The organism is Mucilaginibacter sp. UYP27, from assembly GCF_040547175.1.
Taxonomy (GTDB): Bacteria; Bacteroidota; Bacteroidia; order Sphingobacteriales; family Sphingobacteriaceae; genus Mucilaginibacter.
Map to the genome: position 1 here is coordinate 522,570 of NZ_JBEPPE010000003.1, position 18,162 is coordinate 540,731.

Sequence of the window (18,162 nt, forward strand, 5' to 3'; positions counted from 1 at the left end):
TTCCAGGAGAGAGTTGGTTGACAAATCGCAGGGAAATTAATGACGCTCATCATTATAAGCAATTGAAAGCATTTTTGTTACAGCTGACACTGAATTAATGACCACTGTCACTTTTCCCAAAGGCGGTTGTCACTTAAAAAAGCCCCCCCTCGTTGTAGGTTTGTTTTGATGACAAACCGATCAGACCTATATATTTTGGTAATTAATTGCGGATCGTCCAGCCTGAAATTCAGCCTGTTCGAATCCACTGGTTTCGAGATCGGAATATCAGGTGGTATCAGTGGTATAGGCGGAAATTCCTGCCAATTCAAGATAAGCAATAATCAGGGGCAGGGAATATTTAATCAGCAGGGCACTTACAATAATATGAAAGATGCGGCCGGCGCAGTCATCCGGTGGTTTAAAGGCCAGTCGTATGGCATAATAGCCATAGGGCACCGGCTGGTGCAGGGTGGGCCGGATCACCGCGAACCGGAACTTATCACGGACAATCTTTTAATGCGGCTTGAAGAATTTATTTACCTGGCACCCAATCACCTGCCCGATGAACTGGGCACTATTAAGGCCTTTGTTTCAGCATTTCCTAAAATCCCTCAAGCGGCATCTTTTGACACTGCTTTCCATAAAGATATGCCGTCCTTTATAAAACATTATCCCCTGCCTGAAATTTACCGAAGCAAAGGGTTGATTAAATACGGCTTCCATGGTTTGTCCTACGCTTATATCCTGCAAAAACTACTAAAAGAAGATTCCGACACCATTAACAAAAAAATCATTATCGCCCACCTGGGCAATGGAGCCAGCATGGCAGCAATACAAAACGGAAAATGCCTGGACACCACGATGGGCGTCAGCCCGATCGGTGGGCTGGTTATGAGCACGCGTTCCGGCGATCTGGATCCCGGCGTCATCCTGTTCCTGCTAAAACAATATCGGCTCAATGTAGATGAACTCGACGAACTGCTGAGTAAAAAGTCCGGCATGACCGCAATCGCCGGTACCGGTAATATGGAAGAACTATTAGCTAAAGAAGCGACAGACCACAAAGCAGCGTTAGCGATACAAGTATTTTGCTACCAGGCAAAAAAGCAAATCGGCGCATTAGCAGCGGCGCTGGGCGGCCTGGACTTGCTCGTTTTTACGGGTGGCATCGGTGCAAACTCGCCGCTCATCAGGGAGCGTATCTGCCGGGACATGAATTTCCTGGGTATTGAACTGAACCAACAGGCTAATCTTAAAAACGAGGAAATTATTTCATTAAAGACGAGCCGGGTATCGGTTCGCGCTATACCAACTCACGAAGAACTGATGATCGCACAAGCCGTGCGAAAAGTCTTAGATCACGTTATTAAAAACTAAAATATGGAAACCGAATTGATCAACATAGAAGCCGAGGCTCTGTCGCCAGAATTTTTACAAAAAATAGACGCCTACTGGCGTGCCGCCAACTACCTTTCGGTAGGACAACTTTATTTACGCGATAACCCGCTGCTGAAAGAACCCTTAAAGCTGGAACACATCAAAAACATGTTGTTAGGCCATTGGGGAACCACCCCCGGCCAGAATTTTATTTATACCCACCTGAACAGGATCATAAATAAATATGATCTGAATATGCTGTATGTTTCGGGGCCGGGGCACGGTGGGCCTGCGGTAGTTGCAGGGACTTATTTAGAGGGCACCTACACGGAAATTTATCCTCGTATTTCACAGGATGAGGACGGACTGAAAAAGTTGTTTACTCAATTTTCACACCCGGGCGGTATTTCCAGTCATGCCTCACCGCAGACACCCGGCTCCATTCATGAAGGCGGTGAACTGGGTTACTCCCTTAGCCATTCTTTCGGTGCAGTAATGGATAACCCAGATCTGATCGTTGCCTGCGTTGTGGGCGATGGCGAAGCCGAAACAGGCCCACTGGCTACGGCCTGGCATTCCAATAAATTTCTGAACCCGCTAACCGATGGAACAGTGTTGCCAATTTTACATCTCAACGGTTATAAAATATCCAATCCTACCCTGCTGGCGAGGATACCTCACGAAGAACTTTGTCAACTATTTAGCGGTTATGGCTGGAACCCCATATTTGTGGAAGGTGACGACCCGGAAACCATGCATAAGGCTATGGCGAAGGCACTCGACTATGCCGTTGAAAGGATCAAACAGGTAAAATATGAAGCCGAACATCGCAACGCCACACGAGCCCGCTGGCCGATGATCATCTTGCGTTCACCAAAAGGCTGGACCGGGCCAAAAGTAGTGGATGGTTTCCAGATCGAAGGAAACTTCCGTTCGCATCAGATTCCGCTTTCAGTCTCCGCATCCGCGCCCCCGGAACATTTACAATTATTAGAAAACTGGCTGAAAAGCTATAAGCCAGAAGAACTTTTTGACACACACGGAAAATTGCGACCGGGACTGGCCGAACTCGCTCCTAAAGGAGACCGACGTATGGGCGCTAACCCTAATGCCAATGGCGGGCAATTACTGCGCGACCTGCGCCTGCCGGATTTCAGGGATTACGCCGTTACCGTAGCCACACCGGGAACTGAAGGTGAGGGTGATACTTATATTTGCGGCAGGTTCCTGCGCGATGTGATCCAAGCCAACCTTGAAAAAAGGAATTTCCGCATCTTCGGGCCGGACGAAACCGTATCCAACCGGCTGGACGCTGTCTTTAAGGCCACAGACCGTCAGTGGAATGCCGCGGTTGCTATTCATGATGAGTTTTTAGCACCCGACGGCAGCGTGATGGAAATGCTTAGCGAGCACCAGTGCGAAGGTTGGCTGGAAGGTTACCTGCTGACCGGCAGGCACGGCCTGTTCAACTGCTATGAAGCCTTTATCCATATTGTCGATTCCATGTTCAACCAGCATGCCAAATGGTTAAAAACAAGCCTGGAGCTCCCCTGGCGCAGAAAGATCGCTTCGCTGAATATCCTGCTGACCTCCACCGTTTGGCGTCAGGATCACAATGGCTTCACTCACCAGGACCCCGGATTTATCGATCATGTGGTCAATAAAAAAGCTGCAATCGTCAGGGTTTATTTACCGCCCGACGCTAACTGCCTGCTTTCGGTGATGGATCATTGCCTGCGCAGTTATCATTATGTCAACGTGATCGTCGCGGCCAAACATGCCGCGCCGCAATGGCTTACGATGACCGAAGCCGTAGAGCATTGCACCCGGGGTATTAGTATATGGAACTTTGCCAGCAATGACCAGGACTGTGAACCGGATGTAGTGATGGCCTGCTGTGGCGATGTGCCGACCTTAGAAACGCTTGCCGCAGTTACCATTCTTCACGAACATTTGCCAGAACTGAAGATTCGGGTGATTAACGTGGTCGATCTTTTTAAATTGCAAAAAAGTTCGGAACATACCCACGGCCTGCCCGATAAGGAATATAACGAACTGTTTACTACTGATAAGCCGGTCATTTTTGCTTTCCACGGATACCCTTACCTGGTGCACCGCCTAACTTATAACAGGGCTAACAATGTAAATATGCACGTGAGGGGTTACAATGAGGAAGGAACGATCACCACTTCTTTTGATATGACGGTGCTCAACCAAATGGACAGGTTCCATTTGGTAATGGATGCGATCGACCGTTTACCGCAAACCGGCAGTAAAGGCGTATATCTGAAACAACACCTGCAGGATAAGCTCACCGAACACAAAGATTATATCCGGATGCATGGTAAGGATATGCCCGAAATACTGGACTGGAAATGGAAGCGATAGCGTAAACGCGCGCTAACCAGAACATTATAACAAGCATCACTTGTTATAATGTTAACTATCATTGCTTACAAAAAGTAGTAGTTCACCTTTGGGGCTTACAAAAGCAATTTAACATCATGTGGTATGTGCTGGGAATAGCAGGCTTTTGCCTGCTATCCATCTTAATTAAACGGATACGTGCTGCTAATGAATTTGAGCAGGAAGTGGTCGAATTATTTGCCTTACGGGATAGCCTGTCCGATCAGGCTTTCAGTTACGCGCAATTGGTCGGCCTGCCCGAACCAGTACAAGCTTATTTCCGGCATGTGCTGAAAGAAGGTGAACCTTATATCAACTACGTCAGGCTCAAACATAACGGACAGTTCAAAACAGGCCTGAATAACAAGTGGGTTGACATTGTAGGGGAACAATATTTTACGGTGAAAAACCCGGGTTTATCTGGAAAGGAACAACGACGCTGTTTACTGCACGTGATATGTATATATCAGATAAGGGCAGGCTGGTAGTTTCCCTCTTTTCCCTTTACAATATCGTGAACGGAAAAGGTAAAAAATTTAACCAGGGTGAATTGTTACGCTGGCTGGCCGAAAGTGTCTGGTTCCCGACAAATCTACTGCCCAGCGAAAGTCTGCAGTGGTTAGCCATGAATAAGAATACAGCCAAATTGATCTTTACGTACAGAGGTATGTGCTTATCTTATATCGTAAGTTTCAGCAATGACGAAATCACCCAGTTCCAAACCAGCCGTTATATGGGCAATGAAAAGCTGGAAACCTGGATCGGGAAGCTGGGGGCTTATCAAAAGATCAATAACATTATGGTTCCCACCAAAATTGAAGCGATATGGCGGCTGGCTAACGGCGATTTCAGCTATGCTAAATTTAATGTTCTGCGCATCGATTATAACCTGCCGGAAAAGTTTTAAGTACCACATAACAGGTCTTAATATAAGTAACCGCACGCATTTTACTGACGGGCATCATTTATTCAGCAGCCTTCCCGGCTTAGGTTTGCTAACCAACGAAAAGCAATGCTATGAAAAACTCAATTCCAACTATTCCGCATCGTCACATCTATTTAGTCGGCGCCGGTATAGCCTCCCTGGCCAGTGCCGCTTACTTTATCAGGGACGGCCATATTCCCGGCGATAGTATAACGATATACGACGAATTGCCTGTCGCCGGCGGGAGCCTGGACAGTGCCGGCTCGGCGGAAAAAGGTTACGTGATGCGCGGCGGGCGGATGCTTAATTTCAGCTACCTGTGTACTTACGACCTATTTTCTTTTATTCCCTCGCAAATCGACCCGGCTGTTACCGTGCTGGATGAGATCAAAGCTTTTAACGAGAAAATAAAGACGCACTCTCAGGCCCGCGTGGTAGAAGATGGTAAGATCTTAGATGTCTCTTCCATGGGTTTCAGTGCCCGCGACCGGCTCGACCTGATCGAAATGATGGCGGTAAGCGAAAGCCACCTGGGTACCAAACGGGTTAATGAATGGTTTGCGCCTGAATTTTTTAAAACCAATTTCTGGTTCATGTGGGACACCATGTTCGCTTTTCAGCCTTGGCACAGCGCGGTAGAATTTAAACGCTACCTGCACCGCTTTTTACACGAATTCGAGCGCATCAATACGCTGGAAGGTGTTGACCGCACTCCATACAATCAATTCGATTCCCTGGCCATGCCGCTGATTAAATGGCTGAAATCGCAGGGCGTTCATTTTGAAATGGGCGTTAAAGTAACGAATATCGATTTTAAAGCCATCGGCGAACAAAAGATGGCGGCCCGGATGCACATGCTGAAAAATGAGCAGCCGCAGGAATTGGAGTTAAATATAGATGACCTGCTGGTGGTGACCATCGGTTCCATGACCGCAGATTCGTCTTTGGGTGCGATGCATAAAGCACCGGAACTCATCACCGATAAACGCGACGGCAGCTGGTTGTTATGGGAGGCTATTGCCAAACACAGTCCGGAATTCGGCAGGCCCTTTGTATTTGATAACCGGGTGGATGAATCCAAATGGGAATCTTTTACGGTGACCAGTAGTGGCCATTTGTTCTTTGAATTGATGGAAGAATTTTCGGGAAATGCTGCAGGCACGGGCGGCCTGGTGACTTTCAAAGATTCTAACTGGCTGATGTCCATTGTTCTGGCTTATCAGCCTCATTTCATAGGCCAGCCGGATGATGTGACCGTTTTTTGGGGATACGGCTTGTTCCCGGATCAGGAAGGCAATTTTGTTAAAAAGCGTATGGCCGATTGTACGGGTGAGGAGATCCTAACGGAGCTGATCTATCACCTTCACTTTGACCATTTGCTGGATCAAGTCTTGGAAAATGCTAACTGTATTCCCTGCATGCTGCCTTATATCACCAGCCAGTTCCTGACCCGCGCGGAAGGCGACCGGCCACAAGTTGTGCCCAAAGTTTCCAAAAACCTTGCCTTTATCGGGCAGTTCGCCGAAGTGCCGGATGATGTCGTATTTACGGTTGAATATTCTGTCCGCACAGCGCAAATAGCCGTTTATGAATTGTTAAAGCTGGATAAAGAACCTACCGCGATGTATCATGGCGACCATCATCCAGGCATACTGTTCCATGCTGCTGAAACCATGTTCAAATAAATCAAAATGGCACACTTAAGATCCCAATTGAACAGGCTAACTTGGCTGACCGTAGCGCTGATTTGCAGCACCTCCTACAGCGGCTGCAGCCAGGAGGTAAAAAAAACACCAAAAACCGACAGTCTGAAACATGACTGGGATAAAACAATCCCGGGCAATTTTAGCGGGCAATCTAAAACAGTATTTGACAGTACCCGGATAGCTTCGTTCTTTAAGCGTTACCCCGCTGTAAAAACTTATGAGCCAGAACTCCGTACCTTTTACCGGCAAAGGAAATATGCCTATGCCTGGTTTGATGACGGGCAATTGATTGAACAAGCCAGTAATCTGGCCAACCGGGTCATGAACTTGGAGAATGACGGTATTTACAAAGCAGTGCCTTACCAGCAGGCACTGGACTCTTTGTTACATGACCAGGGAGGCAAAGGAAAAGACATTCAGCAAGATGTTTCAACTGAATTAATGCTGACCACTCAATACTTTGTGTTTGCGAAACTGGCCTGGCGCGGCATGAATACGGCAACGAGCAAATCTTCGGGCTGGTTTATGCCGAGAAAGAAAATTGCCTATCCGCAATACCTGGACAGCCTGCTGAAAGAACCGGCAGATAACCGTTCGACTACCGAACCGGTCTATCGTCAATATGATTTATTACGGGGGTTTTTAAGAAAGTACCGGGCATTAGACCAAAAGGATCAATGGCTGCCAATTATATTAACAAAGAACAACCTGAAAAACGGTGATTCATCCGACGTCATCAGGCTATTAAAAGCCCGCTTATTTAAACTGGAAGATTACTATGGCGACACTTTGAGTGCCGTGTATACCGAGGAACTTTTAACTGCGCTTAAGGTATTTCAGGAGCGGCACGGCTTGTTGGTTAGCGGCCTGCCGGATAAAGCCACACTTGCCGGATTAAATGTTCCGTTAGCCTCCCGAATCAAACAGATCCTTGTCAATATGGAGCGCAGCCGCTGGTTGCCGGTAAAATTGAATAGCGATTACCTTGCTGTCAATATCCCGGAGTATCAGTTGCATGTTTACCATGCGGATAGCCTGCTGTGGAGTTGCAAAGTGGTAGTGGGCCAAACCGTGCACCCAACCACTGTGTTTTACGGTGAGGTTAAACAGGTGGTCTTCAGCCCCTACTGGAATTTACCACGTGGCATCACCCGGAACGAAGTGCTGCCGGGTATCCGGAAAAATACGCGATATATTGCCGAACACCGAATGGAGATTACCGGGACCCAAAACGGCCTGCCGGTGATCAGGCAAAAGCCAGGACCGGAAAACTCGCTGGGATTGGTCAAATTCCTTTTCCCTAACAGCTATAATATTTACCTGCATGACACACCCTCTAAATCGCTATTTGGTGAAACGAGCCGGGGATTCAGTCACGGCTGTATCCGGGTGAGCGAGCCGGCTAAACTGGCAGATTTCTTGCTGAAGAGCAACGGGGATTGGGATGCAGAAAAAATCAAAGCAGCGATGCACGGCGGTAAAGAGCGCTACATCAACCTTACACAAAAAGTTCCTGTTTTCATTGCTTATTTCACCGCATTTACTGACAGGGATAACCGTTTGAATTTTAGAAAAGATATCTATCAACTCGACGCGCGCCTGGCGGCGATGATCCTGTCAGGTAACGGAGCCTATTAAAACATCACATGAGAAATTAGAAAACAAGGTCGTATTTATTACCGGCGGCAATTCCGGGATCGGACAGGCCTGCACATTTGAAGGTGCACGTAAAGGTGCCAGCACGGCACACAGTTTGTACTGATGTTGGAGTAATGTACTGAAATAAGTATTATAAAACAGCACCCTCATTAATAAAATTAAATAAACAAACCGAAAATGAAATCAAACGACGAACTTACAAAAGACGTTCAGGACGCAATTCATTGGGAACCAATCCTGCATGCGGCGAAAATTGGCGTAAATGCCGAAGGCGGTATAATCACCTTAACAGGTACCGTTGACACCCATTTGAAAAAGACCAAGGCAGAAGACGCGGCCAAAAATGTAATTGGTGTAAAGGCGGTTGTAGAAAAATTAGATGTTACGTACAGGGATGAACACGAAATAACTGACGATGAGATAGCGCAGGAAGTTTTAAATGCTTTAAAAACGGACTTGGAGGTTCCTGATGAACTGGTTAAAGTTCAAGTGGAGAACGGATGGGTAACCTTAACAGGGGAACTCCCGTGGAATTATCAAAAACAAGCTGCGCAAATAGCGATCAGGCATTTGCCCGGAGTTAAAGTTCTTTCTAATGATATTTCAATACAACCGGAAGCGGATGACGAATTAGAGAAAGCCGCAATTGAAGGCGCATTCAAACGCAGCGCTTCAATAGACGAAGCTAATATCCACGTAAGTGTACTTGGCAACAACGTACGGTTGACGGGTGTGGTCAGATCCTACAGTCAACGCGATGAAGCGGAACGGATGGCTTGGAACGCTCCCGGTGTGCAGGCCGTGGATAATGAGATCGCAATAGACTTCGACGAATAAAAATATGACAATCTACCTCCAAATTATCTGGCTGTTATTACTGGCCATACCCATCGCCTGCGTGGCCTGGACGGTTACGCATGAAGAGGTTTTTCGTGAACCACGGGAGTATTGCGTTCGACGAAGTAAGGAAGGTAAAACCTTAGTGGTACGGAAGTTTTTTTATCTGTTTACCTGTGAATACTGCTTCAGTCATTACGTAACCATCATCTTTCTCTTTTTAACCGGCTACCATTTATTAATGACCGACTGGCGTGGTTATCTGATCGCGGGCTTTGCTTTAGTTTATGTAGCTAATGCTTACATGAGCCTCTTTGGGCTGATCCGTCAGGATATCGCAAAAGAAAAAGCAGAGATCAAATGCCTTAATGAAGAAGTGGAAAAATTAAAATCCGCTGCCCGTGATTGAAGTTATGCATGCGAATGTGCCCGGATCGGCTATGCATTTAAAAGGTAACTGTTTTTAAACATATTCCCAGGTGACGAACGTCATTACCCCGGTAGGTGATTGTCTGCACCTTTGATGTATCAGGAAGCCAAATAAGTTAAAGCTCCTGAGAACATCGAAAATGAGAACAAATGAAGAATTGCAACAAGACGTTGAAAACGCGATCAAATGGGAACCGTTATTGAACGCCGCTGAAATTGGCGTAACTGCCAAAGACGGTGTGATCACGCTAACCGGAACTGTTGACAATTACCTTAAAAAAAAGGAAGCTGAAAATGCTGCCAAAAGTGTTGCCGGCGTAAAAGCGGTAGCAGAAGACATTACCATCAAATTCCCGAGCGATTTCAGAAAAAGCGATACAGAAATTGCCAAAGAAGTAATCGACGCTTTAAAAGCTAACTGGATACCAGATGGCAAGGTCAAGGTAGTTGTTGAAAACGGATGGGTAAAACTGGAAGGTGCCTTGCATTGGAACTTCCAAAGAGACGCAGCTAAAAACGCGGTCAAACCGCTGATGGGTGTGATCGGCGTAACTAATGATATCAAGATCCAGGCCGAAAGCCATGACGAGATCGAAACGAAAGAGATTGAAGAAGCGCTTGCGCGTAACTGGTCTGTTAGTGACCAAGGTATTGAAGTAAAAGTAAACGGCAGCCGGGTTACTTTAACAGGCTCGGTACATTCACTTTATCAAAAAGATGAAGCGGACCGTATTGCCTGGAACGCTCCCGGTGTTTGCATAGTGGATAACGAGTTGAATATCGACTATTACGAAAACTAAATCCTGGCTGGAGGCGGGCCTCCAGCTTTAATAATCATCACTCATCTTTTAATCAATATCAGGCATGTTGCTTCAAACACCACTATACCATAATGTATTCGAGACAAAACGCTGCCAGGAGATATCGGCAGTATTAATTGAAACGGAATTAGCGCAGGCTGAAAAAAGATTGGAAACGTGGGAAAATAAAAGCTACTATCAAAAAGTAGCCTCATTAGCTAAGGTAGCTGACCTGTTACCTGACCACACAGATAAGCTTTCTGTGCTGATCAAGGCAGAGATCGATTTCCTGCTGGCCCAAAGTTACCGCGAGATCGCGCTTTTATAGGCATAATACCGGACGCCAATTACCTAAATAAATATAGAATATGCCTTTACTGACAAATACGCGGGAATTCTTTGACGAGACCGGAAACATTACCAAATTCACCGGGCGCTTCTTTTCACATGGGATGAAACCCAAGTATGAGCTAAAGGAATTGATTGCGCAATGCTATATCATCGGCTATAAGTCCTTACCGCTGGTGGGCCTGACCGGGTTTATCATGGGCTTGGTATTGACCATGCAGTTAAGGCCTTCGCTGGTCGGCTACGGTGTAGAATCCCAGTTACCGGTGATGGTGGGCATCGCCATTGTACGCGAAATAGGGCCGGTGATCACCGCGCTTATTTTTGCGGGCAAGATCGGCAGCAGCATTGGTGCTGAACTCGGCTCCATGAAAGTGACCGAGCAGATCGACGCCATGGAAGTAAGCGGGACTAATCCGACTAAATATTTGGTGGCTACGCGTGTCATCGCTACTACCTTTATGCTGCCAATACTCACCATATTAGGCGATGCCATCTCTCTGTTAGGTGCCTACATCGGCGTAAATATTAATTCAGTAACGAGCATCAAATTCTTTTTCAATCAAGTCTTTCAGAGCATCGGCTACAGTGACGTGCTCCCGGCAGTAATCAAAACAATCTTCTTCGGATTTGCAGTGGGTATAATCGGCTGTTATAAAGGCTTTAACTCTACCAAGGGAACAAGAGGTGTAGGCAGTTCGGCGAATTCAGCGGTTGTATTGGCTTCTGTACTCATTTTTGTCATCGACCTTTTAGCGGTACAGTTCACCAACTTATTAGGCTTAAATTAAAAATAATGAAAGCGCCCGTTCAAAACGACGAACCGAAAATTCCGGTTATTACGATCTCACATGTTTTCAAGCGTTTCGGACCAAATGTGGTCCTGAAGGATTTTAACCTCGTTATCAATAAGGAAGAGAACGTAGTGATCCTGGGCAAATCAGGTTCCGGTAAATCTGTCCTAATTAAATGCATTATCGGGCTGTTAAAGGCCGATAAAGGAAGCATCGATGTATTTGGTGATGATGTCACCAAATTAAGTGACGATGAACTGGATAAAGTCCGTACAAAAATGGGGTTTCTGTTTCAGGGTAATGCCTTGTATGATTCTATGACCGTCCGCGAAAACCTGGAGTTCCCCCTACGCCGACATTGGACGGACCTTACCCAATCCAAGGTCAACTCAATGGTAAAGGAGGCTTTGGAAAACGTGGGCCTGGCTCACACTACAGAAATGATGCCTGAGGAATTATCCGGTGGGATGCTGAAAAGGATCGCGCTGGCCCGCACAATGATCCTCAAGCCCGAGATCATTTTGTACGATGAACCGACGACAGGGCTTGACCCGGTTACGGCGCGGGAGATCGATCAGCTGATATTAACCTTACAAAGAAAATATCTTACGTCTTCAATCATTATTTCACATGATATGAATTGCGTAAAAAATATATCCGACCGGGTGGTGCTGTTATTGGACGGCATATGCTACGCGGATGGCACTTACCAGTCACTTGAAAGTTCAGGAGACAAGAAGATTAAACAATTTTTTGAATCATAGACCATGGCAAATAAAGGTGAAAATAATATTAAACTGGGTGTGTTTGTACTGGCAGGCTTGCTGGTGCTCATGGCATCCTTTTATATGATCGGCAAGAACAGGAATATCTTCGGCAGCGGCTTTGAATTGAAGGCCCGCTTTAATAACCTTAACGGGTTGATGGAAGGGAACAATGTACTGTTCTCAGGTATCCAGGCAGGGACCGTCAAAAAAATTACGATGATCAACGACACGCTGATCGAAGTGACCTTAGCGATTGACAATAAAACAAGTGCTTTCATCCACAAAAATGCATTAGCAGCTATAGGTACAGAAGGCTTAATGGGGAATAAAGTAGTTAACATACAGGCGAAACGAGGCACCAGCCCGATGGTAGAGACCGGCGATATCCTGGCGGCACAAAAAATGATCAATACCGATGAAATGCTGCTGACGTTGTCCAAGACTAATAACAATATTGCCACCATATCCGAAAGCTTGAAAAACGCAGTACTGGGGATCGACAGCAGCGCACTGGTTAAATTGTTGAACGATCAGCGGATAGGGACCAGCTTGCGCTCCTCCTTAAAAAGCATCAATCAAGCGAGCGTCAACGCGGACAACATGACGCGGGGATTAAACGATATGATCGTACAGATCAAACAGGGCAAGGGCGCAGCTGGCGTATTAATTTCAGATCCGGCAGTGGCGGGTGATCTCAAAACTGCGATAAGCAATATCCGCTCGTCGACTGAACATGCCAACCAAATGACGAGGCAACTACAGGAGATTGTCCAAAACGTCAATCATGACCTTTCTAATGGGAAAGGACCATTGCATGGCCTGCTTAGAGATTCTACAATGACCAAAAAGATCAGTTTGAGCCTTGATAACGTGCAAAAAGGCACTGATGGCTTCAATCAAAACATGGAGGCTTTAAAACATAATTTCTTTTTTAAAGGCTACTTCAAAAACCTGGCTAAGCAACAAAAAAAAGACAGCCTGGCCAGCACCGGCAAATGATTGTGAAAGAAAAACTTAACCTATCCATCATGGTACCGCGCATTTCTATGAAAATAAAACAGGACCTTTCAATTAAACGGATCGATCAGCTGGAATTGGAAAACGCGCAACTACACGCGCTGCTGCAAAAGCAGATTGATATCAACCAATCGAAAACCGTTTTCCTGGCCAAAGTATCTCATGATTTGCGTTCCCCGTTAACTAATATTCAGCTTTCCGCCTCGCTGATCGAGCATTACTACAAGTACATGAACGAGGAAAAGATATTCGGTCACTTAGGCAAAATAAAAGACGCGGTGAGCAATTTCGTCGTGATCCTGAATAATTACCTTCTCACTGAACAAGATCAAAAAGTTGACGAAGATCAGTTTACCGGGTGACCGGTGACATCGGTCCAACGGCCTATTATCAGCAGTTTTGCAGAAAGACTTCGTGACCCTAATACCAGCGGTCCTTTTATATAAAAACTAATTATGCCTATAGCAACCATTAATCCCTTTAACAACAAAGTTGTTAAAACATTTGAAGAAATGAAGCCGGAGACCGTCGATGCCACCATAACCCAGGCAGAAGATACTTTCAAGAGCTGGAGAATCAGCTCCTTTTCTCAAAGAGCGGAAGTATTACACCGTGTTGCGCAGATGATGCGTGACAGATCAGATCAGCTTTCAAAGCTAATTACTTTAGAGATGGGTAAATTATACGCGCAAAGCCAGGGCGAGATCGCTTTAAGCGCGGATATCATCGACTATTACGCCACCAATGGAGAACAATTTTTGGCTGACGAGCATTTGAAGCCTGAGTTTGGTGAGGCATACATTCAGAAAATCCCGATAGGCGTACTCCTTGGTGTAGAGCCGTGGAATTTTCCCTTCTACCAAGTCGCCCGTTTCGCAGCACCAAATATTATGGCCGGCAACGTGGTTCTGGTTAAACACGCCTCTAATGTACCACAATGTGCGCAAGCCATTGAAAATATATTTTTAGAGGCAGGGGCTCCAAAAGGACTATACACAAACCTATTTATTTCCGGCGCCAATGTTTCCCAATATATCGCCGATGAACGCATCAAAGGGGTTTCCCTGACGGGCAGTGAACTTGCGGGTGCGAGCTTGGCCGCAGCAGCAGGAAAAGCATTGAAAAAATCTGTTTTGGAATTAGGCGGTAGTGATGCATTCATCGTTTTGGAAGACGCCGATATTGACCAGGCGGTGACCTGGGCGGTAATAGGCCGCATGAATAACACCGGCCAGTGCTGTGTTGCCGCAAAAAGGTTCATCGTAGTGGAGGCGGTCGCAGATGAGTTCTTGACCAAGTTCAAGGCACAACTAACAGGGTTGAAAGTTGGTGACCCAATGGATAGTGAAACACAGCTTGGCCCTTTAAGCAGCGAAGCTGCGGCTGTGCAACTTGCAGATCAGGTTAAACGCTCAGTAGATGCCGGAGCTAAGGTAATCCTTGGTGGCAAACGCATAAACCGTCCGGGTGCTTTCATGGAAGTTACGATATTAACGGATATTGAACCAGGCATGGCTGCTTATCATGAAGAGTTGTTCGGACCGGTGGCGTCATTTTATTGCGTTAAAGATGAAGCACATGCCATCAGGCTGGCTAATGACTCGCCATTTGGCTTGGGTGGTACAGTATTTACCGCTGATAAAGAAAGAGGCAAAAATGTCGCGGCCATGATCGATACCGGTATGGTTTTCATCAATCACCCTACCTGGACACAGCCTGATCTTCCTTTCGGGGGCACTAAACGTTCCGGTTACGGCCGTGAGCTATCTGCCCTTGGGGTAGAAGAATTTGTTAATAAAAAACTGATCAGGTTCAGTGAATATGCAGACCCTTTTTAGAACCGGACAGAAGTTAAATATTTTCAGATCGGAGACTACTGCTGTAGCCTCCGATCTTTTTTTTGCAATAATCAGCTAAGCCAATTAAATGAGTATGTGTTGCGAAACACTTTTTACCCTGATTCGCATCATCGGCACTTACACGGCGTTTCCTGAAATTTACACCATCAATACACCAAGTACCGTCAATGCGGTATCCCAAATTAAATCAAATGGAAAACGTAACTGAAATGTCCAACCGCGCAGAGCAATACTACATTAGCACCAAACGCTGGGTATCTGATCTTGAATTCTTTCAAATTGAAACTGATTTCCTGGAACATTTACAGCAGGATTATTTTATCCGCTTATTTGAGCCAATTGACGTTGCCAAATTAAAAGATGTTAGCAATAAGCTCTTGAAACTGCAATTAGACATGAAAGATGCCCATATGCAGTGCAGTATGCAACTGGATCGTTTAAGCCTGATTGCTGAAAACGAAGCTACTGAAGACATCTCCTATTTAGCGATCGAGAACAATACCTTATCCGACCTGATCAGCATGCTGACCACGGAATATTATGATGTAAAAAAGGAACTCTTCAAATTGGCGGAAGGTGTAATGCGTGAAAATAAATTCTTGCTGTCTTAAAAATATCAGGAGAGCTAAAACAAGCGATGATTGATCACAAGAAATCGTCTTAATTTATTTAAAGAATTTAAATCAAAACAATGTTAAGAGAACTCAACGATACACAAATAGAAGCCTTATTGAAAAATGAACTGACCGGAAGGATCGGGTGTCAATCAGAGGGAGTGGTCTATATTGTTCCGGTAAATTATGTTTATGACGGGGCGAACATTTATTGTCATTCCGCTAAGGGGATGAAGATCGACATGATGCGGGAAAACCCCGAAATTTGTTTCGAGGTAGAAAACATTAAGGATGTAACGAATTGGCAGACGGCCATTGCCTGGGGAAGATTTGAAGAGATCACGGACATGGCCGAAAAGCAAAAAGTACTGCAACAATTGACTAATAGGATCACGCCTTACATCATCGACGATTCTATTACCCGTGAACATGGTTTTGCGGATGAGGAAAGCGATATCGGTACAACCATCGAGTTGATCATATATAAGATTGTTGTCCATAAAAAAACCGGCCGTTTTGAAGACAGATAGTCTATAAATGGCGAAGATCGGATTAGTGCTTTCGGGTGGCGGCGTAAAGGGAATAGCCCATCTTGGTCTGTTAAAGGCGCTGGAGGAATTGGGTATTAAACCAACAGTGATCTCAGGCGTTAGCTCGGGCGCGGTTATCGGGGCTTTATATGCAGCCGGTTATACACCCATGCAAATATTAAGCATGGCAAAGGATCATTCGCCCATGAGTATCATGGCTGTAGTCCTTACTGCCGGAGGTCTTTTTTCACCTGAAGTTTTAAAGGACGTGCTGATGGAAGCCTTACCACAAAATGATTTTGCGCTGCTAAAGATCCCATTATTTGTAACGGCTACCGATCTGAACAATTGCAGCAGCATAACTTTTTCTGAAGGCGTTTTGAATGAGGTTATCGTCGGTTCATCAGCAGTCCCGGCAGTATTTGATCCGATTCCCCATAAGCATTTTTTGCTGGTAGATGGCGGCGTACTCAATGATTTTCCGGTAGATTGCCTGACTGGCAAATGCGATAAGATCATCGGGTCACAAGTCAATAAACTGGTCAACAGTGAAGGGATCAAATTGTCACGGCTTCAGGTGCTGGAACGATGTTTTCATTTGGCAAACGCTGAGAATTGTGCTTCCCAGGCAAGGCTATGCGATATATTGATAGCGCCGCTGCTTACGCCATACAATATGGTTGAAATGAAATATGCAGATGAGATCTTCGAGATCGGGTATCAGGCCACTATGGCTCAAAAAGAAGATCTTTTGTTACTTATTAATTGAGGCCAGCTTGCAGAAACCCGTCCTGGATATCTTTGCGCCACCCCGATACAATTATCCGACATCCCATATGAAAATAGTGAGCCCGCTCTTTATCTCGGTAGCTAAAGTTGGTTTAACCTTGACCCCGTTCCTGATCGGTGGCGGTTTGTCGAGAATTGTGTTAACAGCAGTAGGTTTTAGCCTTTGTTTCAAGGTGTGGTGCTGGATCGCTACATCTACAGCGGTTGTATGCGGTGATGCATTTGGCGTAATGCAACTATGATTGGAATCAGCTTCCTGCCAACGGATATCCTTTAGCGATCCAATTGGTTTGCAGGTTTACCGGAAGATTTAACAGCTTTACGTTTGTAAAGCCCATTTTCTTCAATTCCTGGAAACCCGGCCTGATGTTCGGACATTTTGGGAAAGGGCAACAGCCGCAATAAATTACGATAGCGGTGTTTTTAGGTAGCACAGTTACTATGCTTTTTAGCGCTTTCAGGTTTTCTATTTTACCGGCTGCACCAATATGTTTAGCTCCTTTAATGTCTTCAACCGCACCAATGTTTAGTATTAGCGGTAATTTACCCGGGTTTCCTTTAATGCTTGCAGCAAGTATAGCAGGCTCCATCAATTCACTGTTTGTCCAGGGATAGTTATTAAGTACGGAAGGTACAGCTACCGGGGATGTCTGCGCTTTGGCTGTTGAAGACCATAAGCCGGCTATTAACAGGCAGCAAATTGTTAGGATTGTTTTAATTTTCATTGAGGTGGAATTATGGTGCTTTATTACAAGATCAAATGTATTCATAAAAGATAATCAAAAAGCAAATGGGTTTATATTGAAAAGCAGGAACGCCCTTCTAAATAAAAGTAATTAGATTACTGATATCAAAGCACCACCACTATCTGGTTGTTTTAACCAACCAATAGGCACTAAAATGTGGCCAAGGTCTTGTAGCTCTGCTTCAAATCTTGCAGTTCCTTCTTCTGCAACAGCTACCAGCAGGCCGCCGCTTGTTTGCGGATCGGCTAATATATGTTTCTGTTCTTCGGTCAACGGGCTAATCTTGCTACCGTAACTGTTCCAGTTACGCTGTGTACCGCCCGGAAAACACTTTTGTTCCAGGTAACCCGCTAACAATGGAATAACCGGTACTTTATCAAACTCAATAATTGCCGCTAAACCGCTGCCTTCGCACATTTCTGTGAGGTGGCCTAATAAGCCAAAGCCGGTTACATCGGTCATGGCCTTTACATTGTCCATCTGGCCAAATACTTCGCCAAGCTTATTTAAGGTGGTCATGCTCTTTAATGCGATAGCTGCATCTTCTGGCAGTAATACCCCTCGCTTTTGAGCGGTT

Annotated in this window: 19 protein-coding genes and 1 pseudogene; 18 read left to right on the forward strand and 2 right to left on the reverse strand. The window is 45.6% G+C overall.

All coding sequences use genetic code 11. From position 1 onward, the window contains the following. Positions 1-168 precede the first annotated feature (168 nt). The 18 genes and pseudogenes from ABIB39_RS14030 to ABIB39_RS14115 all read left to right on the forward strand — a co-directional run bounded on the left by ABIB39_RS14030 (position 169) and on the right by ABIB39_RS14115 (position 17,081). A complete protein-coding gene (locus ABIB39_RS14030; RefSeq protein ID WP_354430788.1) occupies positions 169-1,359 on the forward strand; it encodes an acetate/propionate family kinase in 1,191 nt (396 codons plus the stop codon). Positions 1,360-1,362: 3 nt separating this feature from the next. Beyond that, a complete protein-coding gene (locus tag ABIB39_RS14035) occupies positions 1,363-3,747 on the forward strand; it encodes a phosphoketolase family protein (protein WP_354430789.1) in 2,385 nt (794 codons plus the stop codon). Between the two features lie 116 nt (positions 3,748-3,863). Further along, positions 3,864-4,672 (forward strand): annotated as a pseudogene (locus ABIB39_RS14040) (DUF6544 family protein). A 110-nt stretch (positions 4,673-4,782) separates the two neighbouring features. After that, on the forward strand, positions 4,783-6,375 hold the full coding sequence (locus ABIB39_RS14045) for an oleate hydratase (protein WP_354430790.1): 1,593 nt from the start codon (positions 4,783-4,785) through the stop codon (positions 6,373-6,375). Between the two features lie 6 nt (positions 6,376-6,381). Continuing rightward, positions 6,382-8,034, forward strand: a complete 1,653-nt coding sequence (locus tag ABIB39_RS14050) for a L,D-transpeptidase family protein (RefSeq protein ID WP_354430791.1) — start codon at positions 6,382-6,384, stop codon at positions 8,032-8,034. A 198-nt stretch (positions 8,035-8,232) separates the two neighbouring features. Continuing rightward, positions 8,233-8,892 carry a BON domain-containing protein gene (locus tag ABIB39_RS14055; RefSeq protein ID WP_354430792.1) on the forward strand — a complete coding sequence of 220 codons (660 nt, stop codon included), beginning with the start codon at positions 8,233-8,235 and terminating at the stop codon, positions 8,890-8,892. Between the two features lie 4 nt (positions 8,893-8,896). Then, a complete protein-coding gene (locus ABIB39_RS14060) occupies positions 8,897-9,301 on the forward strand; it encodes a hypothetical protein (RefSeq protein WP_354430793.1) in 405 nt (134 codons plus the stop codon). A 160-nt stretch (positions 9,302-9,461) separates the two neighbouring features. Continuing rightward, a complete protein-coding gene (locus tag ABIB39_RS14065) occupies positions 9,462-10,121 on the forward strand; it encodes a BON domain-containing protein (protein ID WP_354430794.1) in 660 nt (219 codons plus the stop codon). A gap of 64 nt (positions 10,122-10,185) precedes the next feature. After that, positions 10,186-10,449 carry a hypothetical protein gene (locus tag ABIB39_RS14070; RefSeq protein ID WP_354430795.1) on the forward strand — a complete coding sequence of 88 codons (264 nt, stop codon included), beginning with the start codon at positions 10,186-10,188 and terminating at the stop codon, positions 10,447-10,449. Positions 10,450-10,489: 40 nt separating this feature from the next. After that, on the forward strand, positions 10,490-11,260 hold the full coding sequence (locus tag ABIB39_RS14075; protein WP_354430796.1) for an MlaE family ABC transporter permease: 771 nt from the start codon (positions 10,490-10,492) through the stop codon (positions 11,258-11,260). Positions 11,261-11,346: 86 nt separating this feature from the next. Beyond that, positions 11,347-12,027, forward strand: a complete 681-nt coding sequence (locus ABIB39_RS14080) for an ABC transporter ATP-binding protein (protein ID WP_354430797.1) — start codon at positions 11,347-11,349, stop codon at positions 12,025-12,027. A gap of 3 nt (positions 12,028-12,030) precedes the next feature. Next, positions 12,031-13,029, forward strand: a complete 999-nt coding sequence (locus tag ABIB39_RS14085) for an MlaD family protein (protein WP_354430798.1) — start codon at positions 12,031-12,033, stop codon at positions 13,027-13,029. Positions 13,030-13,031: 2 nt separating this feature from the next. Further along, complete coding sequence (locus ABIB39_RS14090) at positions 13,032-13,409, forward strand: histidine kinase dimerization/phospho-acceptor domain-containing protein (RefSeq protein ID WP_354430799.1); 378 nt, start codon at positions 13,032-13,034, stop codon at positions 13,407-13,409. Positions 13,410-13,502: 93 nt separating this feature from the next. After that, positions 13,503-14,885, forward strand: a complete 1,383-nt coding sequence (locus ABIB39_RS14095) for an NAD-dependent succinate-semialdehyde dehydrogenase (protein WP_354430800.1) — start codon at positions 13,503-13,505, stop codon at positions 14,883-14,885. 212 nt (positions 14,886-15,097) lie between these two features. Beyond that, the gene (locus tag ABIB39_RS14100; RefSeq protein ID WP_354430801.1) at positions 15,098-15,517 is read left to right on the forward strand and encodes a hypothetical protein; all 420 of its coding nucleotides are present in this window, start codon (positions 15,098-15,100) and stop codon (positions 15,515-15,517) included. A gap of 80 nt (positions 15,518-15,597) precedes the next feature. Beyond that, entirely contained in the window at positions 15,598-16,050 is a 453-nt protein-coding gene (locus ABIB39_RS14105; protein ID WP_354430802.1) for a pyridoxamine 5'-phosphate oxidase family protein, read from the forward strand. A 7-nt stretch (positions 16,051-16,057) separates the two neighbouring features. Next, a complete protein-coding gene (locus tag ABIB39_RS14110; protein ID WP_354430803.1) occupies positions 16,058-16,819 on the forward strand; it encodes a patatin-like phospholipase family protein in 762 nt (253 codons plus the stop codon). Between the two features lie 67 nt (positions 16,820-16,886). Next, complete coding sequence (locus ABIB39_RS14115; protein ID WP_354430804.1) at positions 16,887-17,081, forward strand: hypothetical protein; 195 nt, start codon at positions 16,887-16,889, stop codon at positions 17,079-17,081. 6 nt (positions 17,082-17,087) lie between these two features. On the opposite strand, the gene ABIB39_RS14120 is transcribed toward ABIB39_RS14115, so the two are convergent. Continuing rightward, a complete protein-coding gene (locus ABIB39_RS14120; protein WP_354430805.1) occupies positions 17,088-17,564 on the reverse strand; it encodes a rhodanese-like domain-containing protein in 477 nt (158 codons plus the stop codon). A 111-nt stretch (positions 17,565-17,675) separates the two neighbouring features. Continuing rightward, on the reverse strand, positions 17,676-18,162 hold a 487-nt coding region (gene selD, locus ABIB39_RS14125; protein WP_354430806.1), incomplete at its 5' end, for a selenide, water dikinase SelD.